Raw genomic sequence first — 25,761 nt, 5'->3', positions numbered from 1 at the left:
ATAAGACCCGAAAAAGTCCATAACAGTTTGCTGGCGACAATAGCAAGAGTGAACCACCTGATCCCTTCCCGAACTCAGAAGTGAAACCTCTTAGCGCTGATGGTAGTGTGGGGTTACCCATGTGAGAGTAAGTCATCGCCAGCTTTTAATTCTTAAAACACCCTCAACTAATTGTTGAGGGTGTTTTTTTATGCGTAAAGAAAAGAAAATAATAAAGAAAAGAAAAAGATAGAAATGATAAGAAATTAAGAATAGAAATAAAAGCGCTACCTTGTGGTAGAGCTTTTAACTGAAAGGAATTTTTATCTCAAATTTAATTGTCGTCTTGCATGTTTTAAAGCTGTTCTTATGCCTTCTTCCAATGTGGGGTGATAGAAAGGCTTGCTTAATATTTCATCGATAGTGAGATCTTCAGCGATCATCCAAGACAGTAAATGTGCCATATGTTCTGCAGATTCAACAAAAAGCTCAGCACCAAGCAACTTTCTGGTTTTTTTATCCACATAAACTTCAATTGCACCTTTATTTTTTCCTAAAACTAATGCTCGCCCTTGTTTTTCATAAGAAACGAATCCTGTAATAAATTCTATATTTGATTTAGACAGTGCAGCATAATTTTGACCGACCATTCCCATTTCAGGGCTACAGAAGACAATACCCAGCGGTGCCAGCGTATTTAAATCTTGAATTTTTGGGAAATTTAAACAGCTTGAAACAACATTCCTCCCTTCATGCGCTGCTTCATGTTGTAATGGCGTTTGTGTAAATGCATCTCCAACAATAAATATTGGAAAATTAGCGAGTTGTTTTGAGTTTTTATGAATAGGTAGATTTTTTAAATCTGAAAATGAAGCATCTATATTTTCTAACGCAAGAGTTGATAAATTTGAACTTCGACCTGTTGCCGTTAAAACATAATCTACCTGTATTGTATTGGTTTCATCATTTTCTATAAATGAAACTGCAACCCCAAGCTCTGTGTCTTCAATTGAGTTGGGTAAAATCTCGAATTTAATATCCAGCTCTTTTGAAAGTGTTGTTTGCGCAATTGCTTGTAAACTTGGGCTGGTCAATACACCAACTTTTTTACTTCTAGCAAAAATAGTCGTATTCACGCCTAAACGATGCATGGCTTGGGCTAATTCAATAGCAATTACGCCACTCCCAATTACTGCAATTGATTTAGGTAGCGTTTTAAGTTCAAAGACTTCATCGGATGTGATGAGTTTATTCCCAATATTCTTTTTCCAATCTTTGTCGTAGGTTGGTGTTGAACCGACAGCCAAAATAAATGACTTTGCTTGATATTGTTGACCATTGACCTCAACTGTATGGGCATTTATAAACTTAGCTTCACCATCAATTTTATGTTTCTCTTCCCAGCTTTCTACATCTTTCAGTGTTGCTCGTGCAAAGCGATCACGTAAATTTTGGACATGTTTCATCACTCGATCTGTATTAATTTCTGATTGAACACTTAAGGCAACTTCATCCGCGTGTTGAATATCATGCATTTGATTGGCTGTTGAAATTAAAACTTTACTTGGCATGCATCCGACTCGAACACAGGTAGTATCCCAAGGTCCTTTGTTAATTATCAATAGGTTGGAGGTATATTTAATTGCTTCTTTATATGCGCTGATGCCTGCTGTTCCTGCACCAATGATAATGATGTCGTACATTGTATAAACCTGATTTTAAATAATAAAAATTACATTAAAAAACATTTTGAAATAGCGTATTTACACATATAAATATCTATGGTTACATAGCACTCAAAATAATCTACAACAATTTTTTGGGGACTCTTACGTTGAGTAAAATTATGGACACTAAGAAGGTTACTGGCAAGTTAAGTGCTATAGCAATTTCAATTTTGTTAGCAAGTTGTGGTGGCGGTGGCGGTTATTATGATGGTAATAATAGCGGCTCAAATAATGGTAATAATGGCGGTGGCACAGAAATAGCTCTGACTTCAGCTGAACTTTTGTCTGTAGGGCAAAGTAAAGCAAGTTTGAATGCTGGAACTGATGATAGTTTAACTTTAACAATTAGGACATTAGATAAGAATGGTGCAATTATTCCAAAGGCTAATGTCAAAATTGAAATTGTTGATGCTGCTAATTCTGGTGCAAGCTTAAGCACCCTGGGAAATTTACCGAGTGATGACAAAGGTATTGTAACAACTAATGTTGTACTGTCAGCGAGTTCAAATTTAAATTTTAAGATGAATCGAACAATTACCATCGTTATTACATCTGGAAAAGTGAAACAAGAACTTACAATACCTGTAAATGGTACAGTTGTAGCGATATCTTCTGATGTTAGTCTACTTGAACAAGACCAAATTGGCACTGTTACTGTAACTGCAGTTGATGCTGCAGGAAAAGCATTGGTTGGTGCAAAAGCTTCACTTGTTAATGCATCGGGTGAAGAGGTTTTTTCAGCTATCCCGACTGATGTCAGTGGAAATGCTATTTTCAAAATACCGTATGTTACTGTTCGAAATTCGACGAATCAAAAGTTGGAGCTAATAGCTAAAATTGCGGTAGAAGGACAAAATCAAACAGTTTCAAATTTACTTTCCTCAGGTGGTATTATTTTAACTGCTAATATTGCCAATAAAGTAATTCAAGCAGTCTCAGATAGTAATCCTGTTGGTGTTGGTGTAAATAAGAATATTACGGTTAAGGTTTCAGCTCTTACACAAACTGAATTGCAAGGGAAGACAGTAAGCTTTGAGACAACAAATGGCACTGTAACTCCAACAGCTGCAATCACAAATATTCGTCAAGAAAATGGGCAGTGGGTTGGTGATGCTACAACTGTTCTAAATGGAGCAATTGCAGCTATCGCGACAATTTCTGCACAGTTTGGCAACAATGTAATTTATATCTCACAACAAGTGAGTGCCGGCGTTCCAAAAACTATTTCAATTCAATCCGAGGCAAGTGTTTTGGCTCCAGGAGCTAATACTAAAGTTATTGCATTGGTAAAGGATCAAAATGGTACACCAATTCCAAACATAAAAGTTAACTTTAAAACTCTGAAAGATACTTCGCTCAGTGGTCGTATTTCTCAGCCATCTGCTATCACCGATTCTGCGGGACGTGCTACAGTTATTTATACTGCTGGTTCTGCTCAAACATTAGGTGGGGGCGTTGAAATTCAGGCTTCAACTGAAAGTGCTGTTGCTCCAGCCCCAGTTTATTCTGAAAACTTATTACTTACAGTTTCTATGCAATCCGCATTTATCACAGTTGCCCATAATGAACAGATTTTAAAAATTGTTGGTGATGATACCAATTATTATAAAGATTTTTCTGCGACTGTAGTTGATACGGCGGGTAATCCTATTCCAAATCAAAAGATTAGTATTTCTTTAGATTTAGACAGTTTTTACAAAGGTGAGTTTAAGTGGGTGCGTGATTATACCTATGGTCAAGATGGTTCTGGAATTTGGGATTGGTATAGTTATCTTGATTGGTCACGTGATTATACAGTTTACGAAAATAAGGTTGCTAAGCGTGTAGTTACTTATGTTCAGTGTCCAAGTACAGAATTCCCAAATCCTATTTCTATCCTGGCAGCGGATGGCTCCATATTGAATACAAAGGGTAGCTTTGTTACTGATTCACAAGGTAAATTTGCATTCAGAATTAGGTACAATCGAAACTATTCAAATTGGTTACGAGTTAATTTAACAGCTTCAACAATTGTATCAACGAAAGATAACAAAACGGCTTTATCTTTTATGCCATCTGTTGCGGAAGATGATGTTGATAATTTAAATGGTAAATATAGACCTGATCGTGTTAGTCCCTATGGAACAGATATTTCTAGCTGTTCAAATTATAAATAGTCTGAATTAATTTAAAAAAACAGCGCTTCTGCGCTGTTTTTTATTTTACGGATGTACCCATACTCACGCCAACAGTGGGTCTTACATTCATTGAACTACATGCAGATAAAAATAGGCAAGAGATTAAGATCAGACCAACAACTTTCATTTAAATATTCTCAATTTTAAATCAGCACTATTGTAAGTCGAATTATTCGTTTGCGTGTGTAGTAAAATTATTGTCTTTATTTTTTTACTGATTACTGATTACTGATTACTGATTACTGATTTAAAGCTAAAAGCTTAAACTTTTAGCCAATGTCTGTTATTAGCTTTTCAAAGCTTAAGGTGTCGTAAATTGCAAAACACGATTACCATATTGATCGACTAACTTTAAGGTCTTGTCATAGACTTGAAAGCCCTGAACTTTGCTTAAAGCTTCAGTATATTGTGTGGCGATTTGCATGCTGCTTGGACAAAGCATTTTGGTCGAAGCCAATTGCCCGATCGTAATATGTTGTCCTTTTAATGCATATTGTCCCATGATGCGATTACAGCCATCACTGCCACTTACACGTAAATCTGAACCGAATTGAATACTGGGAGCATTACGTGAGCTTGGGTCAGCCTTATATTCTGTTGCACCAATATGTGTGAGGGTCCAATTTTTATTTTGTAATAAACTGAGGTTTTGTGCTTGCTGAGTGCTACTTGTTGTTGAGGTACATCCAGTTGCAAAAAGTGTTGATGTTATTATTGTCGCTACAATAATGGCTTTGAACATGAGTGTTCTCCCTAATCTTGTCATAATTTTATATCAATAGAAATGAAGTATATCACTGGATTAATTTAAACACCGTTACATATTATTTCGCATATTCTTCTGGTAAGCCTAAACGGAGAACCTTAGAAAAATTAGCACTATTTTGATATTTAAAATGTGCATATTCATCAGTTCTTGGATTCACATGGGCTTTTTCGTACCATTCATGCATAGACCACTGATGATTTAGAGCACCTAGATCGTACAAATAATTGGGTAAATATCCAGAAGCAATTAAACGATAGTCTGTTGGAAGTTTTTGAGCTGAAATAGCTTGAACCATATCAAAAACCAAAGTTGTGCAGTTGCTGGTTAGGGTGTTATACCATTTTGGATGCTTGGCTAAATCTGCAGATTTAGATAAGTATTCTTCAAATAATGCTTGGCTTTCAGCCTTTGGTAATCGAACAGGGAAAAAATAAACTTGTTCACCTCGGATATTGCTTCGTGTATAGACAATATCTTTTTCATCTGCGGCAATGAGGCTTAGCTCAAACTGTCTAAAGAAACCACCTATCGCAGAAAAACTTTCATTTTTTTCTTTACGAATTTCGATTGAGAAGACTAAAGGTCGTTGATTTGAAAAATTAAAACTCACTAAGGTATGAGCAATTTGTGGTCCCATCCAATATGAGGTGATGATATTTACACCTGTAATATCATCTAAATTATACGTTCGTGTTTCCCATCGCTCATCATATTGATCGGCTGTGCGCCAATCGAAATTTCGAACATTATGAATTGTGACCAGTTGACCTTGCTTTTCATAGCTAAAAATTCTGGAAACTTCAGGACTCCATTCACGGTCTTGTTTAGCGGGGATATTAAAATACCAAACCAAGCTCAGAAGAAATGCAACCAAATAAATCAAACTGTCAATTTTTCGAGTAAATAGATTCTTGTTGAAATAAATTCCAAGAATGCTCAGCGCAAAAATCGCCCATAGGATAATAATAAAATAGCTAAAGATTTGACCTAAAGGTTGTTGAATCCAAATGGCAAGACAAAACCAAATACTCGTCATGAAAACAAATAAGCTAAATAAGGAATGGAGTAAACCCATTCCTAATCTGTTTAGCATTGGTTTCGTTTTTAAGCTATCCATAAGCAGCTATTTTTATTAATAAAGTTCAGTGCTATTTTCTATATGTTGCAAATTCAAAAGCAATAGCTGTTTTGTCGTCAACATGTGACTCGCTGGCGACTTTCTTAAATTCTTGAGGAATTTCTGGATAATGTGCATCACCTTGAACATCAAGATCAATATGAGTCAATTCAAGTCGATCTGTAATATGAATCGTTTGCTTGAAAATTTCACCACCACCAATAATAAAGATGCTGGTTGGTTTTTCTGAAGCCAAAACATCAGGAATGGCTTGTTCCAAAGCAGATTCAATATTGTTGGCCGTTTTTACACCCTCAAACTGCCAATCTGAATCACGTGTAATGACCCAATTTACACGCTTTGGTAGTGCGCGTCCCATTGATTCAAGTGTTTTACGCCCCATGACAACCACGCCACCTTGGGTAATTTCTTTGAAATGTTTTAGGTCTGCCGAGATGTGCCAAGGAAGATCATTTGCTTTACCAATGCAGTGTTGTTGATCCATGGCAACCACATGAACAATTTCAAAATTTTTAAATGTCATACTCAATCCACTTCGTCATCCATTCTATGATTTTCCTCCTTGAAAGAGGGAGCAAAATCACAAATTGGATTATTAAAAATTACACAGCAACTGGAGCTTTAATTGCAGCATGGGATTCATAACCCACAATTTCAATATCTTCAAATTTGAAATCAAAAATATCTTGAATCGCAGGGTTAAGTTTAAGCTGACATAATGGCAAAGGTTCACGGGTCAACTGTAATTTTGCCTGTTCAAAATGGTTCACATATAAATGTGTATCACCACCAGTCCAAACAAAGTCTCCTACGCCTAGACCACAAACTTGTGCAATCATATGAGTCAGTAATGCATAACTGGCAATATTGAAAGGAACACCCAAGAAGACATCAGCACTACGTTGATACAGTTGGCAAGACAGTTTTCCATCTTGAACGAAGAACTGAAATAAAGTGTGACATGGCGGTAAAGCAACTTTGCCTGCTTCTTTTGGATTCCAACCTGATACAATTAAGCGACGTGAGTTTGGATTGGTCTTAATTTCATTAATTAACCAACTGATCTGATCAAAACCATCATTTTCAAATAAACCATTTTCTTTTTGAGTTGCCCCAAAATTACGCCATTGATGACCATAAACAGGACCAAGTTCGCCTTCAGGACGACCAAAACGGGCAGTTTGTTCCGCAGTAGACCATTCATCCCAAATCGACACTTTATTGTCTTTTAGATATTGAACATTGGTGTCACCTTTTAAGAACCACAATAATTCAATCACGATTGAGCGGAAATGAACTTTTTTAGTGGTAAGTAAAGGGAAGCCCTTAGACAAGTCAAAACGCATTTGATGACCGAATACAGAACGAGTACCTGTACCTGTACGATCACCTTTGTCACCGCCATTGTCTAGGATATGTTGTAGAAGGTCTAAATACGCTTTCATAGAAGTTCCAATTTGGGAAGGGGGGATGGTACAAATGACAGATTATGTCGCACCATTACCCATTCGTAATACTTTCGAATAGTCTCAGAGTTTATACTAATCTGGCTTTGTTTTTAACAAAGAATATTTTTCTGTTTGTGACTTTAATCGAATATTTAGAGAATTTGAAAATGAGTATAAATTTGAATGAACTTCCAGTAGCTTTACAAGCGTATAAACAACAAATTGCGGCAACTAAAAAAGACAGCATCGAAATATCATTACTGCCTGCTGAGCATTTAGAAATTTGGCAGAGTAAGGTTGGCGGACATCCTTATTTACCTTTAGTGCAGCAATATCCGCAAAGCTCAGAAGGCGAAAATTTACAATTATTGGCGCAAATCAATTTTGCTGAATTACCAGAAAATAATATTTATCCCCAATCTGGGATTTTGCAATTTTTTATCAATCCACATGATGACTTATATGGAATGGATTTTGATGATCAGCAAAAGCAAGATGGTTTTAAAATCATCTTTCATGACAGCATTGAACATGATTCTGCAAATTTGCAAACAAATTTTCCAAGTTTTGATGGAGATGATATTTATAGCCCGATTGCAGGTCAAGCCGCGATTCAGTTTGAGAAATCTGAAAGTTATATCGATATGAATAACTTTGATTTTGCTGAAAAAGTGACTGATCCTTATGACCGAGATGATGAGGAGGAGTTCTGTGATGAATATACCGAAGTCATTTCAGCGAGTGGGCATCGTTTAGGTGGGTACCCATTTTTTACTCAAACTGATCCACGTGAATACAATGAGTCGATTCAAGACTATGTGCTATTACTGCAAATTGATACAGATGATGCAGGTGAAATAGATATCATGTGGGGTGATTCGGGAGTAGGGAATTTCTTTATCCACCCCGACGATCTCGCCAAGAGAGATTTTTCTAAAGTTGTTTACAATTGGGATTGTTATTAAGTATTTTTTGGTGAGCGAACAAGCTGATGTTTTGCATCAGCTTTGAGATAAATAGCGATGTTAATGATTTAGTTTTAGTGCCAATAAAAAACAAAAAATGTGACCAAATTGACAGTTTAATATATTGATTAAATTAAGAAAAAGTTTTACCAATACGGCTAATAAAATTATTTGTGCTTATTTTTTGATCAAACAATCCTTGCCTGTTTTTAAGCTAATCTCAAAAGTTTCAGTAAGTTGAAAGCACACAAATGAGATTTATTAACACTTACATATTTTTTTACATGTTTTAAGTCTACATTTTAAGATTTGCTGATTAGTATTCATGGCTTGTGAAAAGTTGTTATTGGTTTAAACAAGGTGGTTTGAATCAATTCAAAAGGGCAGTTTGAGGACAGTACATGATTTACGACCACAATGTTAATATGAATGAATACGTGAATCCCACGGTTCATATTCAGATTCGATCGGAAAATCAAAATAATAATTTTCGACCAGAAGAATACCTAAAAAGCAAAGCCTTTGAAAATTTAAAAAATCAAACTGAAGCGTTCAAGAAAGAAAGTTTAATCGATATTGGTAAATTCACCGAAAAACTCGTTAGCATGTCACGAAGCACTACAGCACATCGTTGTGCAAGATATGTGCGGATTGCATTAGAGTCAGCAGGTGCCCGTTTTTCTGATCATCCGGTAGCAGCATCAGATTGGGGTTCAACTCTGACAGAAATTGGTTATAAACAAATCCGCCCAGATTTTGATAATCCGCAAGAAGGTGATATTTATATCATTAACAGTACAAGCCGTCATCGCTATGGGCATATAGCCGGCTTTACAGGTACACAATGGGTTTCTGATTTCAGACAACGTAGTTATGATGTTTATAAAGATCCCAATGTGACATATGAATATTATCGTCTTGAAGCCTAGTTGATTCGCCCACTTTTCTCAAAATACCCAATACAGAAGCAAGTTTGAAATCATTCCTTTGCTTTTTTATTGGGTATTTTTGATTTGATCAATCTGATTCAAATCGTTTAGCACGATTTTGATAGATCGATACAATAAATAGACCCAATGCAGTAAAACCCACCGCTTGAATTGATATCCATAATTTATGTGATGGCGGCAATAAAAACAAAATCAGCAACAAAGCGAAAATTGGGAAAATAGAAAAAAGAATTTTAAATCCCTGAGCATATGGGGGTGTTGTGGAAAGTTTTAAGCGCAATTGGAACAAAATATGAATCAATACGCCCAATAATAAGCACACGACTGTGAAAATAGGGCTTAATTTTTCAATTGAAGCGCAATAATAAATGATTGCACAGGTCAAAACTGAGCTGATTAATTTAATTTCACGTGTACAACGTGAGGAATACCAAAAATCTAACATTATTTAGATACTTACTGTGGTGTATTTTTATTAAGTAACGACAACGGGGAAAAAATACATACTGCCAAAACCATAAAGCCGATGCCTTGTGCGCCTGGAATTAAAATTTCACCCTGATTCATATTTTTGAAAATCAAGACCAAGAGCAAAGCTAAGGGAATCCATGTCAATAAACGATAGAATAGTCCAGTTGGATTTTTCGCAGCAAAATGAATTTTACAGTAACGACAGATCAAAAAAATAAGTCCTGTGCCAGCAAAAAGCAAAATATTATCGATAGTTAAAGGTTGATACCAATATAATCCAATACTGAGTATTGCGGATAAGATGAAGAAAATTAATTTCTTGGTGATTGAGACTTTAGGATCAAACCAAAATTCAAGCATAGTAATTTCATTAAAATTAGACCTTTCTAATTTAGCATAAAAAAGGTGAAGCATCGCTTCACCTTTTAAAACTTAAACAGAAATGCTTAAGTGTTTTTTTGTGGTCCCCAATCAAAGATTTTCTTTTGATATGCATACCAAATCATCCATAGGCCTATAAGAATCATAGGGAATGAAAGGATTTGACCTTTGGTCATCCAACCAAACAAGATATAGCCCTGATCTGCATCTGGTTCGCGGAAAAACTCCATAAAGAAACGCGCACAACCATAACCCATTAAGAAGATTGCAGAAACTGCATAACGTGGACGAGGTTTGGCACTGTAGAACCAAAGAATAAGGAACAGCAATAAACCTTCACATAATGCTTGATAAATTTGTGAAGGATGGCGAACTAAATGCAATGGGTCAGTTGGAAAAATCATCCCTAAGGCAAAGTTAGGATCAGAGACTTGACGTCCATACAATTCACCACCAATAAAATTACCAATACGACCAAACATTAAGCCTGTTGGTACACAAGGTGCAATAAAATCAAGTGTTTCAAACCAAGTCTTTTTATACTTATGACACCATAACAGCATGGCAATCATTACCCCAAGGAATCCGCCATGGAAACTCATACCGCCTGTCCAAACTTTAAAAAGCCAGATTGGGTCTGCTAAGAATTTATCAAACTCATAGAATAAGACATAGCCAATCCGACCACCCAAGACGACACCAAGTGCACCATAGAACACTAGATCGGAAACCATTTCGGCATTCCAGTGATCGCGTTGTTTGGCACGATAGTTGGCAAGTCCCCAGGCACATAAAAATGCCAAAAGGTACATGAGTCCATACCAATGAACTTTGACTGGACCCAGTGATATTGCAACCGGGTCAATATTCGGGTAGGTGAGCATTCCTAATCCTTGATTTTCTATTTTGCACAGATTTTAGCTGAAAGATATTAAAAATGTTGTACATTCAGTGTGTAAACTTCATGGAATGTGCTTTATGTGTATTGTGGCGTTGGCTTGGCAGGTTTTAGATGACTTACCTGTATGTTTGATCTCCAATCGCGATGAATTCTATCATCGTCCGAGTACTCAATTACAACAGTGGTCAGAACACGGAATAATTGCAGGACAAGATTTACAGTCGGGTGGAACATGGATGGGCGTTACTCCACAGGGGCGATGGGCGATAGTGACCAATTATCGCGATGGAGCAGATAAACAGACTTATCCCACCACGCGCGGAGATTTGGTTCAAAGTTTTTTAGAATCTGAGCAAACACCTATCCGTTTTGCCCAAGCACTTGAACAACGGCAGCGAGACTATGCGGGTTTTAATCTATTTGTAGGTGATCAACATCAAGCTGTGTATATGAGTAATCGTGGTGAAGCCCCACAAGTTTTATCGCAAGGCGTATTTGTGGTTTCCAATGGATTGATGTCTGATGATTGGGAGAAAACTAAGCATTTGCGTAAACGATTTACCCAAGAATTTTTACCTATGCTACAAGTCACTTCTATTCTTGAATCAGATTTACAGCATGCAGTTTGGGATATTTTGGAGGATGAGCGCAAAGTTATTCCAGATTTACTTCCAAATACAGGGATCAATGCAGAGATGGAAGCATTATTGTCTTCAACATTTATACAAAGTCCAGTCTATGGCACACGTTGTTCAAATTTTTTAAGAATTGGTCTCTCTGAGCTGGACTGGATTGAAAAAACGCAACAAGGTGAGCATTTGGGGGAACTGGTCGAAGTTAAGTGTAATATTGAAAGATAAAAAGCCATGCAAAACTAAATCTGCATGGCTTTAAAAGCATAATACTTATTTAACCTGCAATCACACCACCATCTTTGCGTGTGATCACGACAGTTGCTGAACGTGGACGAGCAACTTTATTATTCGCATCCTTTTGTGATGCAGGCCAGTGACTTGAAGGTTTATCAAAGCTTGGTGAGTCTTCACCAGGATGTTGAACATTGATGAAAATCGCTTTGTAGTCCGGAGTCATGGTCACACCCGTAATTTCACATTGTTTTGGACCTGTAAGGAAACGACGCAGATTCTCATCGGTCACTTGCTTGCCAAAAATGGTTTCTTGCCCCGCTGAGGTGATTGCTTTTGTACCATCACCGACTTTACCTGGCAATGCGGCAAGCATCATACAGTTGGTTGTATCTGTATAAGCACCATCATCGGTTTGAATCCAAAGAACACCACGAGGGTCAAACCACATGCCATCTGGTGAAGACAAATCATTATTATCATTCAACGCAGAAAGGTTAATGTTGCTCGCCATTTTTGCTTCAGCGCCAAATAGATAAATATCCCAAGTGAAGCTTTCTGCTGTGGTTTTATTATCTTTCTCATGGAAGCGGATAATATGACCATTGACGTTGCCTTTACCGCCTTCAGGATCACTATAGTTTCTCGGGTTGGCGGCATCTAAAGCATGTGTTGTACCACGATTTGAGTTGTTCGTAAGCGTGACATAGACCTCACCATTTTCAGGATTCACTGCAACCCATTCTGGACGATCCATTTTAGTCGCTTTGACGGCATCACCAGCAAGTCGTGCAAATGTTGTGACATCCGCTTGAGATTTAAATGGATACACCGTGTTGGTATCATTTAAACCATTTTTTCCATATGCCAACTCAATCCATTTACCCGTACCATCATTGTTGAACTGGGCTACGTAAAGTTTGCCACTGTTCATATATTTATCACCAGCGCGATAACCGCCATTGACATCTTTGGCGTCCCATTTGGCATCCGATACGAATTTATAAATGTATTCGCCACGTGAATCATCACCCATATAGAAAGTCAAATTTTCGCCTTCGATTAAACGACTGGCACGACAATCCTCATGCGCAAAACGACCTAATGATGTCCGTTTTACTGGGTTTGAACGACTATCAAATGGGTCAATTTCTACGATCCAACCAAAAGTATTGGCGCTGTTACGATAATCTTTGTCAGCAGTCTCTGCGGTAATAGACGAATTCCAACGATCATATAAATCTTGACTTTCGATTGCACCAATTGCCGTTTCCCAGCCATAACGAGAACTTGCACCATCTTTTAAGCCATAGCGATTGAGTGCAATGATTTCAGAAGCAGTCCGCTTTGTATCATCCCCTTTGTTACGCACAAAATAACCAATGAAGTTTTCTTCTGTGGTGAGATAGGTTCCCCATGGTGTATAACCATTACCACAGTTGTTATGCGTACCGCGTGTTTGCTTTGCCGACGGTGAATATTTGGTTTTAATTAAATCTGAACCTGCAACAATGCCCGCAAAATCCATCACTGTAGATGCGGTAATACGGCGATTAAATGGAGAACTTTTAACAATATCCACTTTTTGAGTAGCTGCATCTTTTTTTAATTCAATAATGGATACGCCGTGTGCGTTCATTTCACGAATAACTTCATCTTCTGGACGACGACCATTGACTCTTGTTGCACCTTTAGGATGTAAAAAAGTTTGGTTGATGTATTCATGGTTCATTACCAGTAAACCCCTATTTGATGCTTTTGCATCATATTTAGCTGTACTGGAATTTAAACCAAAATAGCTCATCCCATCATGACAATCCCCTGATCGTGCAGTGAAACTCACGCCTGAAGGAACGTTGTTGTCATCCCATTCAGCAAGGTTTTGTGTCAGTGGATCTCCGAGCGCATAAAGAACTGTAGCTTCGTAGCCTGCTGGAACAGTAACGATATCATTCAGATTTTTTGCAACAGGTGTAAAGCTGAGTTTTTCTGGTTTTTTTACCGAACTATCTGTATTTGAATGGTTGTCATCGTCATCATTACAACCTGTCAAGCTAGATGCTAAAGCTAATGCAGCTGCACCACTGGCTGTTTTGGTAATTAAACTACGACGAGAAATCCGTTGTTCTAAGATGTCACGGAAATGAATGTTATTCGAAGTATTGTTATCTAACTCTTGATCTTCATGATATGGCGTGAGGTCTGTCATAAGATTCCCTATGGCTTTAACTTTAGATGAAATGTGATTTTGATTCAGCTTAAAAACATAGCGAACTAATATGTAAACTCTCTTACTTTTATATTTAATATTGGTTAAATTTAATATTAATTTAAGAAAGTAATAGGGCTGTCACAAAGAGATAAATGTTGAGTAATTTGTTGTTAATTTATACATTAAATTTATGATCTATATTTAATAGTGAGAATTTATTCGGTGTAAAATATTAATACTCACTAAGTTTTAACCAAATTATTTTAAATATTAAGAATAAAAATTAGGTGATATATCTTTTGATTGTTGAGGGGGAGATGGTCAGATAAATTTTAAGAATAAAAAAAATGGCTTTTAAAAGCCATTTGAGTGTTGAATATTTTCTTATTTTTATGATTTAGACATCTGCAGTTTTGCGCTTTTCGATCATTTTACCGAGTAATAAGCCGAGTTCAAATAACATCCACATTGGAATGGCTAACATAATCATTGATATTGCGTCTGGTGGAGTAATAAACATCGAGACAAAGAAGCAGCCGACCACTATAAAACGACGTTTTTCAGCCAATGTCTTCGTGGTTACGAAGCCAATAAGAATCAAAACTAAAGTAATAATTGGAATTTCAAAGGTTAGACCAAAGACCAAGAACAGCTTTAAGCAGAAACTTAGATAGCTATTAATATCAGTCATCGGTGCAACTGTTTCAGGAGAGACGCTGATGAAAAAGTGTAAAATTGAGGGTAAAGCAACGAAATAAGCAAATGCGATACCCGAATAAAACAGAATAATGCTGCCAAATAAGAGTGGAAATGCTAGATTCTTTTCTTTTTCGTACAGTGCCGGTTTAATAAATGCCCAAAGTTGATAAATAATAAAGGGCATAGCGAGCATCAGTGCAATAAAAAAATTCAACTTAAATGGTGCCATAAATGTTGCAGTGACATCCGTTGCAATCATGGTTGATGTTGCAGGCAATTGCTTTCTTAATGGTTCCGATAGAGCAATATAGGTTTTATTGGCAAAAGGCAATAAACAAAAAAAGATCAGAATTAATGCACCCACAATTTTAAATAGATGCTTACGCAACACCATGAGATGTTGTGTAATCGGCATTGCATCTAAAGGGGGACGTTCTGTCGATGCGCTGTCTTGTACCTGAGGCGCGAGTGAATCCGTCATACGGCTACCTTAAGTTGTGGTGCTGAGACCATCTCGATGGGAACAATTTGTGGAGCTGGCATCATGCAACTTTGCTGATTTAAACCATGATTTAACATATAAATAGAAGGAACCTGAGTTTCTAGTTTATGGTAATGGTATGTTGCTAAAAGATTTTTTTGACCTAGCTGTTCAGCATGGGTTTCTTGTTCTATCGCGATTTTTTGTTGTTGTAGCTCTTGTATCTGAGCTTGCATTTTTTGTTCAAGTTCTTGAATCTTCTGCATCTCTTGTTGCATTTGCTCTCTAAACTCAGAAAGACGTAACTCACGATCGATATCATTTTGGACACTTGTGATCGCCCGTTTAAATTTACTGTACCATTTGGCAGCAAAACGAGCAGCTTCAGGAAGCTTATCGGGTCCCAATACCAAAAGCGCAATGATCCCGAAAACTAACAGTTCTGAAAATCCAACATCTAACATGATCTACGCCTCACCGATTAGTGTTTTACAGTAGAGTTCACATCAGTATTGGTCGTTTGATGCTCTAATGTACGAGTTTCAGTGATTGAAGCTTGGGTCGCTTCTTCATCTTTGATTGATTTCTTAAAATCTTTTACTGCACCGCCAACATCTTTACCTAAATTTTTCAGTTTCGATGTACCAAATAGTAAAATCACCACGATTGCAAAAATAAGTACATGCCAAATCGATAATCCAGCCATAGTTTTAACTCCTATTTTATTTAGAGCTATAACAACAGTTATCCGTGACAGAAAAGTGACATTAATATTTCAATTTAAAGACAGAAAATATTTTTGAAATATTTTGCGATGTTAAACACTATCGATTTTGGAAAGTGCTAGTATGATCATGATTTGAGAATAAGGGGTATAGTGTGTCTTTGTTATTTCCAGTTCTGTCATTTATTTGTGGGTTAATACTGGCGAATAGCAAATTTTCAATGAATTTAAAGACGATGATGTCTTTATTGCTGGCACGTGTCTTTATCCCGATTGTCATCATCTACAATATGGTTTTTTATAAATCGGGCAGTATTGCTTTAATTCTATTTGCCTTTTTCTCGTGCTTTATCCTTTTCTTTGTTTACTTAAAACGCTCGAAAGATCGTTTGGCATCGCTATGTTTTAGTTATACCAATATGGCATGGTTAGGCTTTCCAATCGCTTTAGCAATTTTTGGTGCTGAGCATAGTATGGTCATGATTCCGCTTTATATCGGTGTTTCGATTTTTGGCAACTCATGGGCTGTGACCTCTGTAAGCTCAGCGCCTCAATCTAAAGTATTACTGTTTAAAAAAGTGCTTCAATCACCGCCCGTGATTGCTTTAATTATTGCAGGACTTTTACGTTGTTTCGATGTGCAACACTTTCAAACCCAGCAATGGGTGGATTGGATATATAACGCCTCTAAGTGGAGTATGAGCTTTACGGGGATGTGTGTATTGGGGATGTGGTTAAGAAAAACCAAAGTGCATGTGGACGACTTATTGATCAGTACTCGACTGGCAATACTGAAACTGTTTTGTGGGATGATCTTATGTAGCTTAGCGTATTTCTTTTTACCAGTTCCGCAGATTCATGACTATATCGGTGTGATGTTCTTACTATTTTGTTTACCTCCAGCCGCCAATATTGTGGCTTTAGAAACGCACTATCAAGGAACGGGTATTTCAGCAAAGTATATTGCTTCAGGAACAATAGTCAGTTGTGTGATATGTGTCTTATATGGTGTGTTGATTCATTTTTTATCATTCTAATTCTTTATTTTTGTTAATTTGTAAGGCTTTGAAAAGCCTCATGATTTATTTGTGCGTCTATAAATTTTATTCCTCCCTCATTTTAAAGTAGGGGAGGAATTTTCAAAGGTAATTTTTATTTCAAACTGGCTTTAAATAATTGCATCGCTTGACCACGATGACTTATTTTATTTTTGTCTTGTTTGCTCATTTCTGCACTAGAAATCCCCAACTCTGGTAACCAGAACAGTGGATCATAACCAAAACCATTTTCACCACGGGCTTGTTCTAGCACCTCACCTTGCCAGATACCTTGGAAAATCTGTGGTAAAGGATCATCCGCATGCTCAACTAATGCTAATACGCAGACAAACATGGCTTCGATCACCTGATTCTCTTTTCGCAACGGCTTGAGATTTTCGAGTAGTTTTGCATTATTTGCTGCATCATCGCCGTGTTCACCTGCATAACGTGCTGAGTAAATTCCTGGCGCAGCACCTAATACAGGAACACAAATCCCAGAATCATCTGCAATTGCGGGTTTACCTGAAATACGGCTTGCATGACGCGCTTTGATAATTGCATTTTCAATAAAGCTTAAGCCATCTTCAATCGCATCTTCGATATTCAACTGACCTTGAGGAATCACGTCAACAGGTAAAGCCAATTCAGCAAACAGTTTTTCAAACTCAGCAATTTTGCCTTTATTATTACTGGCAAGTACCAGTGTTCCTTGGGATAACCAATCTTTAGATGACATGATCCAAACTCAGAAAGTTAAAATAATGCTATTTTAACTGAATCTGTGAATTAAAATGTGGCTAAATTTGATGATTAGAGCTGTTTTGCGCGAGGAGGGATGTAATAGTCTAGCGCTTGCTTAAGCTCAACGATGTCATCATTACGCATCAGCCCTGAACTCAGATTGAGTTTTTGGATACTTTGGTCTTTCATGATCAAGCGTAAATAATAATGACGATCCAAGAATGTTTTTTTGAGTTCTATTTGAGCAATATCATGCAACAAAACTTCTTTCTTAATGACACTTCTGCCTTTGAATTCGATGGTTCGGATTTTATCCTGAGTCAAAACTAGAATAGGGGATTGATTTTTAAATAGTAAAACTGCTTTTCGACTCAAAAAATATGAAAAACTTGCCAATAATGCAATGACAAAAATTAAATAAAGACTTTTAACACCATTCTTAAATTCAAACAGTTCAATAATGAGGAGTAGGGTAGCGTACCAAAATGGGCAGGCAAAAATACCAGTAAAAATTGCCAGTGGAAGCATTTGACGATGTGAAGCATAATATTTTTTCTTATTCATATTTTTCCATGTATAGAAGAATCTGACTCAGCGGACAAATGCAAAAGCGTACCTTGATGAAAAATCATTTGCCATACTTGCTGATCATTCATTACCCAGATCGAAGCACGTAAAGCTGAATTATATTTTACTTGAGTATTGGTATCGACTTGATAGCTGAGGTAAGTCAACAAAGCACTATGAGCAGAGAGTTGCTGTAGTTCGAAGTCTTGTGCATGAATCATATCAGTGTTTAGATCATTTAAAAGTGCTTCAAGCATTTGGCTTTTTTTTATGATCCGACCTGATTTTGTGATTTCTTTGAACTCTGGGTGCAAGCGCTGATCCAATATTTTATGGTTTCGTCGCTCAGAATGATGTAATTGGGATTCAAATTGGATTAATTGAGCGAGCGTTTCTTGCATTATGTTGAACTCCTATTGAAATATTTAAAAGTCTGACAATCAGTGCTGATTGAAATGAGCCTTGTTATGCACGAAGTGTTATCCACTTAAACTAGTTTTTTAATTCTTGTTTGAGCTTATGTTCCAATTCAGCATAGTTTTCTATAAACCAGCATGCCTTTCCATGATTTGATTCATAAACAAAATCTGTGAGTGCCTTACTGTTATGGATATATTTTTCAATATTTCCTACAAAGGCTAAACGAATTTTATAATTGACAAATTTTTGGATGAATTCGCCTGCAATTCTATTTTCCAATTGAAAAAAGCACTTTTCTAAAGATGTTACAGGCAATGCAATCAGCGCTATATTTTCAGCAAATGCCAAACTCAACAGGTCATTGATATTGTGCAATGAATACGTTGTAGCCTCATTTTGAGGAATAATTAAAATTCGTGTGTTATGAAAAAGTTGAAGCATATGTGCCATTTGTAACTACTCGTTGTTGCATAAAAAAAGCACCCGAAGGTGCTTTATAATTTTTTCAAGCTTATTGAGCTTGAATCCATTGATCTGCACGTTGTGTTGCTGTACGAATTTGATCTTGAGTTAAGTTCGCAGCCAAAGCCGTTTTTTTACTTTGAGACATATTGATCACTTTATTGTCTAACATGCCATCGCGTGTAGAAAGTTCATACCATTGGTACGCACCCATGTAGTTTTTCTTTTGTTCTTCCATGACTGCAAGGTTAAAGCTCGCACGGTTGTCACCGTGGCTTGCTGCCTTTTCAAAGTATTGGCGTGCAGATGTTTCATTTTTAGCAACACCTAAACCGTCAGCATACATACGACCTACATTTAACTGAGCCGCAGAAATACCTTGGTCAGCTGCCGCTTTAAACCATGTAAATGCTTGTTTAAGATCTTTAGATACACCACCAGTACCGGCTTGGAAATGTGTTGCTAAATAAAATTGTGCTGCTGGTTGTCCAGCTTTCGCTGCTTTTTGTAAATCTGAAACATTCATATGTGCATACTGAGCTGCCATCGCTGAAACAGATTGTTGTTGCTGCGGTACATAGTCCGCATGGGCTTGAATACTGAGCAGCCCAAAAAATAATGTACTGCCTAATAATAATTTCTTCATAGAGCGCTCACTCGATAAATAGCGACTTCGCCGAACAAATTTGGGACAGCTTTACTTAAAAAGCTCCCTTGTTGGTTCCCATTTACAGCGAGTCGATCAATAATTTGAATCTGATTTTCAGCACATAAGGCTTCAAAATCGCGAAAAGTGCATAAGTGGATATTAGGTGTATTGTACCACATATACGGTAAGGCATCAGAAACAGGCATCTTTCCTTTCAGCGCAAGGAATGAACGTGTCTTCCAATACGCAAAATTAGGAAACGTAATAATTGCTTGTTTCCCCACACGCACCATATCGCGCAGAAGCACATCAGGTGCATCTACAGCTTGCAAAGCTTGTGCCATTACGACGTAGTCAAAAGACTGGTCAGCAAAGCGTCCCAAACCGAGGTTTAAGTCTTGTTGTATAATATTTAACCCTTTGCTGACCGCAATTGCAATCTTTTCTTGATCAATTTCTAATCCATAAGCATGAATTTGCTGTTTTTTGCTCATTTGTGACAATAATTCACCATCACCACAACCTAAATCGAGCACACTTGCACCAGGATTGATCCATTTTTCAGCCAATTGTTGGTCAATACGCATTACAAAGCCTCCTTAGGTGTTGAATTGAGGTGTTCAGTACCACCTAAAAATGCACGTAAGGATTTGACGTACAATGGGATTGGGAACAGAAAAGAATCATGCCCCTGTTCAGCATCAATATCTAAGTAGCTCACAGGTTTTTGATTGGTGATCAAGGCATTGACGATTTCTTGAGAGCGTTCTGGGCTAAAACGCCAATCCGTGGTAAATGACACCACTAAAAAGCGACATTTGGTATTGGACAAAGCTTTGGTTAAAGATTGTTGGTACTCACGTGAAGGATCAAAATAATCCAAGGCTTTGGTCATGATCAAATAAGTATTTGCATCAAAGTTACGACTGAATTGTTCACCTTGATAACGTAAATAGCTTTCGACTTGGAACTCAACATCAAAACCATACATAAATTTGCCAGATTTTAAATCACGACCAAATTTCTGTTTCATGGCTTCTTCTGAAAGATAGGTAATGTGTCCAACCATACGCGCCAAAATTAAGCCACGCTTTGGGTAACTATCTAATTCCAGATAACGACCATTGTGAAAATCAGGATCAGACAAAATGGACTGACGAGCGACTTCGTTAAAGGCAATATTTTGTGCTGAAAGTTTAGGCGCACTGGCAATAATGACGCATTTCTGTAAACGGTCAGGATAATCAACAGACCATTGTAAAGCTTGCATGCCACCCAATGAGCCACCAATAATTGAATACCAAACTTGGATTCCTAAACGATCAGAGAGAAGTGCTTGAGTTCTTACCCAGTCACGCACAGTCACTAAAGGAAAGTCAGGACCATATGGGCGATTTTCATTTTCAGGGTTAGGCGATGTCGGTCCTGTTGAACCACTACAACCACCAATATTATTTAAGGCGACCACAAAGAATTTTGAGGTATCAATGGCTTTTCCAGGTCCAATACACGCATCCCACCAGCCAGCTTTTTTATCGTCGTCATGATGGTAACCCGCAGCATGATGATGTCCTGAAAGTGCATGACAAATGAGAATGGCATTTGATTTGTCAGCATTCAACTCACCATACGTTTCCACCATGATTTCATAGCGTGGCAACACTCGACCACATTCAAGTTCTAACGGTTCTTCGAATTCAAACTTTTGTGGAGTCACAAGCCCCACTGAATCAGCTGGAAAAGACACTGGAAATATTCACCTTAAAATTTTAGGTAGCAGAATAAATTGATGTTACTCACAACGACATCATCATTATTGCGAATAAACGAATGATACGAAAGTCATTTTTCAACTGCACATGACTTTAGTCTAGGTTTAACCACTAGGTTTTAATGCCTTAAATGATGATCATTCAGCCAATACTTTAATTTTGCTCAAATTTTATTGCACAATTAATGACAATATCAAAAAACATATTTTGTGAATAGTTGCTGATCGATATTGAGTTGATCCAAATCGCATTTAGATGAAATGAATGGTCAAAGCACTTTTAACTTATCCCTGCGTCATGATGTGTAATATCAATCAATATCAATAGATAAAAGAAAGGATACCACTCAGGGGTATCCTTTCTAAAGTCATTTAATTGATATAGCTTATACAGCAGCTGCGATCACTTGATCTGTGCTGAGTACCCCTTGATCAATTAAACGATTGGTCGCTGCAATTATTGCCTCAATAGATGAGGTCACAATGTTGTCATGTACACCAGCACCAAATGCTGACTTACCTGTGCCTTGAACTTGAAGTTCAATTAATGCCAAGGCTTTGGCATGTGCACCAGAGCTGATACTACGTTCTTCATAGTTCAAGACATCAATTGGTAATTGAAGTGCATTTAAAATCGCTGAAATTGGACCATTGCCTTCACCACGTAAACGCTGACTTTCTCCATTCACGACTACCTCAAGCTCAATGACCTGATTGCCATTTTCGTCTGAAAGTCTGTAGTTTTTCGCTGAATAATGAGCATCTTTTGCAGAAACATAAGTGTCTTTAAACAAAGTCCAGATTTGCTGCGCTGAAACTTCGACACCTTCTTCATCGGCAACTTGCTGAACAATTTGCGAGAATTCAATTTGCAAGCGACGTGGTAATACAACGTTGTAGTTTGATTCTAATAAGTATGCAATACCCCCTTTACCCGACTGTGAGTTGACACGGATAACCGCATCATAATCACGACCTAAGTCTTTAGGGTCGATCGGTAAATAAGGCATATCCCAAATTTCTTCGTCTTTTTGGAACTCAAAGCCTTTTTTAATTGCATCTTGGTGTGAGCCAGAGAATGCAGTAAAGACTAAATCGCCTGCATATGGATGTCGTGGATGGACTGGTAAACCTGTACATTCTTCAATAGTGGCGATAATTTCATTAATATTAGAAAAATCTAATTCGCAAGCCACACCTTGGGTATACATATTCAAGGCAATTGCAGCCACGTCAACATTACCTGTACGTTCGCCGTTTCCAAATACACAACCTTCAACACGATCTGCACCTGCCATGATCGCCAACTCAGATGCAGCAATACCACATCCACGGTCATTGTGGCAGTGTACAGAAATGATCACTCCATCACGACGGGCTAAATTACGATGCATCCATTCAATTTGATCTGCGTAGACATGAGGACCAGATACTTCCACAGTCGCAGGCAAGTTTAAAATAACTTTATTATCCGGAGTTGCTTCCCAAATTTCGGTTACAGCATCGCAGACATCTTTAGCGACTTCTAATTCAGTCGCAGTAAAGCATTCTGGGCTGTATTGAAAAATGAATTCGGTTTCAGGCTGTTTTGCAGCATATTCTTTAACTTTGGTTGCAGCATTGATTGCCAATTGTTTGGCACCATTCACATCGACATTCAACACTTTCTTACGGAAGGTTGGAGAGTTTGAGTTATAGATGTGAACAATAGCACGTTTAGCCCCTTGCAATGATTCAAAGGTACGTGCAATCAAGTGATCACGAGCTTGTACTAAAACTTCGATATAGACGTCATCTGGAATATGACCTTCCTCAATCAATTTGCGTGTGAAATCAAAATCAATCTGAGATGCTGAAGGAAAACCAATTTCAATATGTTTAAAGCCAATTTTGACCAACATTTGGAACATTTTGAATTTCTGTTCAATGTTCATCGGTTCAAAAATTGCTTGGTTACCATCACGGAGGTCGGTACTCATCCAAATAGGCGCTTTATTGATTTCGTTGTTTGGCCACTGACGGTCAGGCAAGTCTACACGCTGGTACATGCGACGGTATTTTTTACTTGGATCAGCCAACATCATGAGGGAACTCCTTGTGTAGTTGTCGTTGCTCGCTTCTTGGGTAAAGGCAACTTACTACCGATATAGATTGTGTCTATCTGTTCAATTTACAAGTATTTTTATGGTGAAAATAATGTAAATTTCAAAAAATTATACGTGGATATCACGATATAAATTTAAACACTGAAGACTTGCAAATGGTTTAACTTGAGATTAATTCTAAAACAGTTGTCTTGGAAATAATTTCCTTAATTTGCATAAAAAATATCAGTTGAGAGAAAAATTTCCTTTGAATGGCTTAATCTTGAAAAATATATTCTTGATTGATTTCATTTATGCGAGCTGTTCCCATTAATGCCATGGTAATTTCAAATTCTTCCTTTAAAATTTTAAGCACATGTGCAACCCCTAAAGCACCTGCAACAGACAATCCATAGATTGCAGGTCGTCCGATCAGCACCGCATTTGCACCTAAAGCCAACGCTTTAAAAACATCGGTACCACGACGAATACCCCCATCCAAAAGTAGGGGGAAGTCATTCGGTACGACCTTACGAATTTGTTCAAGTGCTTTGAGTGGTGAAATGGCACTATTAAGTACACGTCCACCATGATTGGAGACGATCAGTCCTTTTACTCCAGTTTCGACAGCTTTTTGGGCATCAAGCGGATGTAGAACCCCTTTTAAAATCACAGGTAAAGAAGTTTGAGCAATCATAAACTCAATATCCGCCCATGTCGGTGCAATTTGCATTAAGCCCTGAAAAACTGGATGTTGATCTGTTGAGATTTCGGGCAGAGGAATATGTGTAGGTGTGTGTGGATGTTGCATTCCTTCGGGCAATTGAAAATTCACACGACGTTCACGATCACGAATACCTGTATGTGGTGAGTCCACAGTGATCACAATCGCTTTAAAGTTTTGTTGTTCTGCTAAACGCACCAAAGCCAACGATTTTTCACGATCACCTTGCCAATACAGTTGAAACCATTTAAATGGATTTTCTTTCTTGATCAAGCGCATATCGGTGTTGGTAAATGTGCTGAGTAGCATATTACTTCCGAGAACCTCAGCAGCTAGGGCTGTTGCTGACTCACCGTCTGGATGAAACAATTGCTGATGTCCGATGGGTGCAAGAAAGATTGGATGAGGGAATACTTCGCCTAAAATTTCACATTGCGTTGAACCTTGGGTGAGGTCATTCAGTAATCTGGGGATGAGTTGAATTTTTTTAAATTGTTCTAAGTTGTCTCTGACACTTTGTTCATCCATCGCCCCACCTTGAAGGTAGTGCCAAGTATTTTCAGCTAAATGCTGTTCAGCCTGCTTTTCATAATCAGCAATAGTCTGTAAATGGGGGGGAATTTGTGTGAGAGGGGGGAGGATTTTTTTATTCATTGCTGATTTCTCATTTATCCAAATTTACACAAATGGGTTGATCAATTACCGTACAAATAACCTGTGAATTAAATTTATAAATCACTCCATTCGCGCAATAGATTGTGATAAATCCCAGTTAGACTAATTACTTGCTCATGTGTTGCAGAAAGTTCTATGGCCAATTTTTGAATATTTTGATCAAGATCAAACAACATTCGCCGTTGAGCATCCGAAGAAACAAAGCTTTGCACCCAGAAGAAAGAGGCAATGCGAGCACCTTCAGTGACAGGATTAACACGATGCAAGCTGGTGGCAGGGTAAACAATCGCATCGCCTGCGGGGAGTTTTACTTCTTGTGTTCCGAACGTATCTTCAATAACCAGTTCTCCACCTTCATATTCATCAAGATTGGTCAGAAAAACAGTACAAGATACATCGGTTCTTAGATACTGATTTAACTGAGGATGGTGACGAATCGCATTATCGACATGCATGCCAAAGTTTCCACCGTGTTGATAGCAATTGAACAGGGGGGGCAAAAAAGTTTTTGGAAGGGCAGCACTAAAAAAAAGTGGATTTGAATTCGCTGCATGTTGAATGATTTGACCTAACTCTAAGGCTTCTTGGGAATCTTGGGAAAGTTGTAAATTATTTTTTAAATGTGCGGATTGATAGCCTGTAGTGACTTTTCCATCAATCCATTCCGCTTGAGAAAGTTTTTGACGACAATGATTTAATTCATCCATATTGAGTAAATTTGGAATGTGTAAAATCATGAT

27 protein-coding genes and 1 rRNA gene are annotated in these 25,761 nt (G+C 37.6%); 6 read left to right on the top strand and 22 right to left on the bottom strand.

Annotated elements, in window-relative coordinates; genetic code table 11:
- Positions 1-29: 29 nt before the first annotated feature.
- A 5S ribosomal RNA gene (gene rrf, locus F938_RS17155) occupies positions 30-144 on the top strand.
- Positions 145-302: 158 nt separating this feature from the next.
- Here the strand turns inward: rrf and F938_RS17150 are convergent.
- A complete protein-coding gene (locus tag F938_RS17150; protein ID WP_005033788.1) occupies positions 303-1,682 on the bottom strand; it encodes a dihydrolipoyl dehydrogenase in 1,380 nt (459 codons plus the stop codon).
- A gap of 143 nt (positions 1,683-1,825) precedes the next feature.
- Here F938_RS17150 and F938_RS17145 point away from each other — a divergent pair, with 143 nt between their 5' ends.
- A complete protein-coding gene (locus tag F938_RS17145) occupies positions 1,826-3,862 on the top strand; it encodes an Ig-like domain-containing protein (protein WP_005033785.1) in 2,037 nt (678 codons plus the stop codon).
- Between the two features lie 322 nt (positions 3,863-4,184).
- Here F938_RS17145 and F938_RS17140 read toward each other — a convergent pair whose 3' ends face one another.
- From F938_RS17140 to thyA, 4 genes are all read right to left on the bottom strand, one after another.
- Positions 4,185-4,625 (bottom strand): META domain-containing protein, encoded by a 441-nt coding sequence (locus tag F938_RS17140; RefSeq protein WP_005033782.1) that lies wholly within the window; start codon positions 4,623-4,625, stop codon positions 4,185-4,187.
- A gap of 82 nt (positions 4,626-4,707) precedes the next feature.
- Positions 4,708-5,769 carry an Lnb N-terminal periplasmic domain-containing protein gene (locus tag F938_RS17135; protein WP_005033780.1) on the bottom strand — a complete coding sequence of 354 codons (1,062 nt, stop codon included), beginning with the start codon at positions 5,767-5,769 and terminating at the stop codon, positions 4,708-4,710.
- Between the two features lie 31 nt (positions 5,770-5,800).
- Positions 5,801-6,313: a dihydrofolate reductase gene (locus F938_RS17130; RefSeq protein WP_005033778.1), complete on the bottom strand. Its 513-nt coding sequence runs from the start codon at positions 6,311-6,313 to the stop codon at positions 5,801-5,803.
- 79 nt (positions 6,314-6,392) lie between these two features.
- Positions 6,393-7,235 carry a thymidylate synthase gene (gene thyA / locus F938_RS17125; protein WP_005033776.1) on the bottom strand — a complete coding sequence of 281 codons (843 nt, stop codon included), beginning with the start codon at positions 7,233-7,235 and terminating at the stop codon, positions 6,393-6,395.
- Positions 7,236-7,405: 170 nt separating this feature from the next.
- Between thyA and F938_RS17120 the strand changes: the two genes are divergently transcribed.
- Together F938_RS17120 and F938_RS17115 are read left to right on the top strand one after the other, a co-directional pair.
- Positions 7,406-8,203 (top strand): YwqG family protein, encoded by a 798-nt coding sequence (locus F938_RS17120; RefSeq protein ID WP_005033774.1) that lies wholly within the window; start codon positions 7,406-7,408, stop codon positions 8,201-8,203.
- 401 nt (positions 8,204-8,604) lie between these two features.
- Positions 8,605-9,132 carry a hypothetical protein gene (locus F938_RS17115; protein WP_005033772.1) on the top strand — a complete coding sequence of 176 codons (528 nt, stop codon included), beginning with the start codon at positions 8,605-8,607 and terminating at the stop codon, positions 9,130-9,132.
- A gap of 88 nt (positions 9,133-9,220) precedes the next feature.
- Here the strand turns inward: F938_RS17115 and F938_RS17110 are convergent, their stop codons facing one another.
- The 3 genes from F938_RS17110 to lgt form a co-directional block, all read right to left on the bottom strand.
- Positions 9,221-9,598: a hypothetical protein gene (locus tag F938_RS17110; protein WP_005033770.1), complete on the bottom strand. Its 378-nt coding sequence runs from the start codon at positions 9,596-9,598 to the stop codon at positions 9,221-9,223.
- 11 nt (positions 9,599-9,609) lie between these two features.
- A complete protein-coding gene (locus F938_RS17105; protein ID WP_010590969.1) occupies positions 9,610-9,984 on the bottom strand; it encodes a hypothetical protein in 375 nt (124 codons plus the stop codon).
- Positions 9,985-10,070: 86 nt separating this feature from the next.
- A complete protein-coding gene (lgt, locus tag F938_RS17100) occupies positions 10,071-10,889 on the bottom strand; it encodes a prolipoprotein diacylglyceryl transferase (protein ID WP_005033768.1) in 819 nt (272 codons plus the stop codon).
- A 94-nt stretch (positions 10,890-10,983) separates the two neighbouring features.
- On the opposite strand from lgt, the gene F938_RS17095 reads away from it, so the two are divergent.
- On the top strand, positions 10,984-11,766 hold the full coding sequence (locus F938_RS17095) for an NRDE family protein (protein WP_004830195.1): 783 nt from the start codon (positions 10,984-10,986) through the stop codon (positions 11,764-11,766).
- A gap of 49 nt (positions 11,767-11,815) precedes the next feature.
- On the opposite strand, the gene F938_RS17090 is transcribed toward F938_RS17095, so the two are convergent.
- The 4 genes from F938_RS17090 to tatA form a co-directional block, all read right to left on the bottom strand.
- Entirely contained in the window at positions 11,816-13,981 is a 2,166-nt protein-coding gene (locus F938_RS17090; RefSeq protein WP_005033766.1) for a PhoX family protein, read from the bottom strand.
- Positions 13,982-14,381: 400 nt separating this feature from the next.
- Positions 14,382-15,164, bottom strand: coding sequence for a twin-arginine translocase subunit TatC (gene tatC / locus F938_RS17085; protein WP_004830193.1), 783 nt, complete (start codon positions 15,162-15,164; stop codon positions 14,382-14,384).
- Complete coding sequence (gene tatB, locus F938_RS17080) at positions 15,161-15,628, bottom strand: Sec-independent protein translocase protein TatB (RefSeq protein WP_005033762.1); 468 nt, start codon at positions 15,626-15,628, stop codon at positions 15,161-15,163. Before tatB ends, tatC begins: the two co-directional genes overlap by 4 nt.
- 17 nt (positions 15,629-15,645) lie before the next feature.
- The gene (gene tatA, locus F938_RS17075) at positions 15,646-15,870 is read right to left on the bottom strand and encodes a Sec-independent protein translocase subunit TatA (protein ID WP_004830191.1); all 225 of its coding nucleotides are present in this window, start codon (positions 15,868-15,870) and stop codon (positions 15,646-15,648) included.
- A gap of 173 nt (positions 15,871-16,043) precedes the next feature.
- On the opposite strand from tatA, the gene F938_RS17070 reads away from it, so the two are divergent.
- Positions 16,044-16,925, top strand: coding sequence for an AEC family transporter (locus F938_RS17070; RefSeq protein WP_026040304.1), 882 nt, complete (start codon positions 16,044-16,046; stop codon positions 16,923-16,925).
- A 115-nt stretch (positions 16,926-17,040) separates the two neighbouring features.
- Here F938_RS17070 and rdgB read toward each other — a convergent pair whose 3' ends face one another.
- The 10 genes from rdgB to F938_RS17020 form a co-directional block, all read right to left on the bottom strand.
- On the bottom strand, positions 17,041-17,664 hold the full coding sequence (gene rdgB, locus F938_RS17065) for an RdgB/HAM1 family non-canonical purine NTP pyrophosphatase (RefSeq protein ID WP_005033758.1): 624 nt from the start codon (positions 17,662-17,664) through the stop codon (positions 17,041-17,043).
- A 74-nt stretch (positions 17,665-17,738) separates the two neighbouring features.
- Complete coding sequence (locus F938_RS17060; protein ID WP_005033756.1) at positions 17,739-18,233, bottom strand: hypothetical protein; 495 nt, start codon at positions 18,231-18,233, stop codon at positions 17,739-17,741.
- Positions 18,230-18,637 carry a nuclear transport factor 2 family protein gene (locus tag F938_RS17055; protein ID WP_005033754.1) on the bottom strand — a complete coding sequence of 136 codons (408 nt, stop codon included), beginning with the start codon at positions 18,635-18,637 and terminating at the stop codon, positions 18,230-18,232. The genes F938_RS17060 and F938_RS17055 overlap by 4 nt, the downstream gene beginning before the upstream one ends.
- Before the next feature lie 91 nt (positions 18,638-18,728).
- A complete protein-coding gene (locus F938_RS17050; protein ID WP_005033752.1) occupies positions 18,729-19,106 on the bottom strand; it encodes a DUF4180 domain-containing protein in 378 nt (125 codons plus the stop codon).
- A gap of 61 nt (positions 19,107-19,167) precedes the next feature.
- Complete coding sequence (locus tag F938_RS17045) at positions 19,168-19,764, bottom strand: tetratricopeptide repeat protein (RefSeq protein ID WP_004830183.1); 597 nt, start codon at positions 19,762-19,764, stop codon at positions 19,168-19,170.
- The gene (gene metW / locus F938_RS17040) at positions 19,761-20,354 is read right to left on the bottom strand and encodes a methionine biosynthesis protein MetW (protein WP_004830182.1); all 594 of its coding nucleotides are present in this window, start codon (positions 20,352-20,354) and stop codon (positions 19,761-19,763) included. Before metW ends, F938_RS17045 begins: the two co-directional genes overlap by 4 nt.
- Positions 20,354-21,514, bottom strand: a complete 1,161-nt coding sequence (gene metX / locus F938_RS17035; protein WP_004830181.1) for a homoserine O-succinyltransferase MetX — start codon at positions 21,512-21,514, stop codon at positions 20,354-20,356. Before metX ends, metW begins: the two co-directional genes overlap by 1 nt.
- Positions 21,515-21,924: 410 nt before the next feature.
- A complete protein-coding gene (leuA, locus tag F938_RS17030) occupies positions 21,925-23,622 on the bottom strand; it encodes a 2-isopropylmalate synthase (RefSeq protein ID WP_004830180.1) in 1,698 nt (565 codons plus the stop codon).
- Positions 23,623-23,899: 277 nt separating this feature from the next.
- Positions 23,900-25,000: an alpha-hydroxy acid oxidase gene (locus F938_RS17025; protein ID WP_005033749.1), complete on the bottom strand. Its 1,101-nt coding sequence runs from the start codon at positions 24,998-25,000 to the stop codon at positions 23,900-23,902.
- Between the two features lie 74 nt (positions 25,001-25,074).
- Positions 25,075-25,758 (bottom strand): Fe2+-dependent dioxygenase, encoded by a 684-nt coding sequence (locus tag F938_RS17020; RefSeq protein ID WP_005033747.1) that lies wholly within the window; start codon positions 25,756-25,758, stop codon positions 25,075-25,077.
- Positions 25,759-25,761 lie beyond the last annotated feature (3 nt).

It is taken from the genome of Acinetobacter bereziniae LMG 1003 = CIP 70.12, from assembly GCF_000368925.1.
GTDB classification, from domain to species: Bacteria; Pseudomonadota; Gammaproteobacteria; order Pseudomonadales; family Moraxellaceae; genus Acinetobacter; species Acinetobacter bereziniae.
Note: the sequence above shows the minus strand (reverse complement) of the source record. Positions and strands in the feature narration are given on the sequence as shown.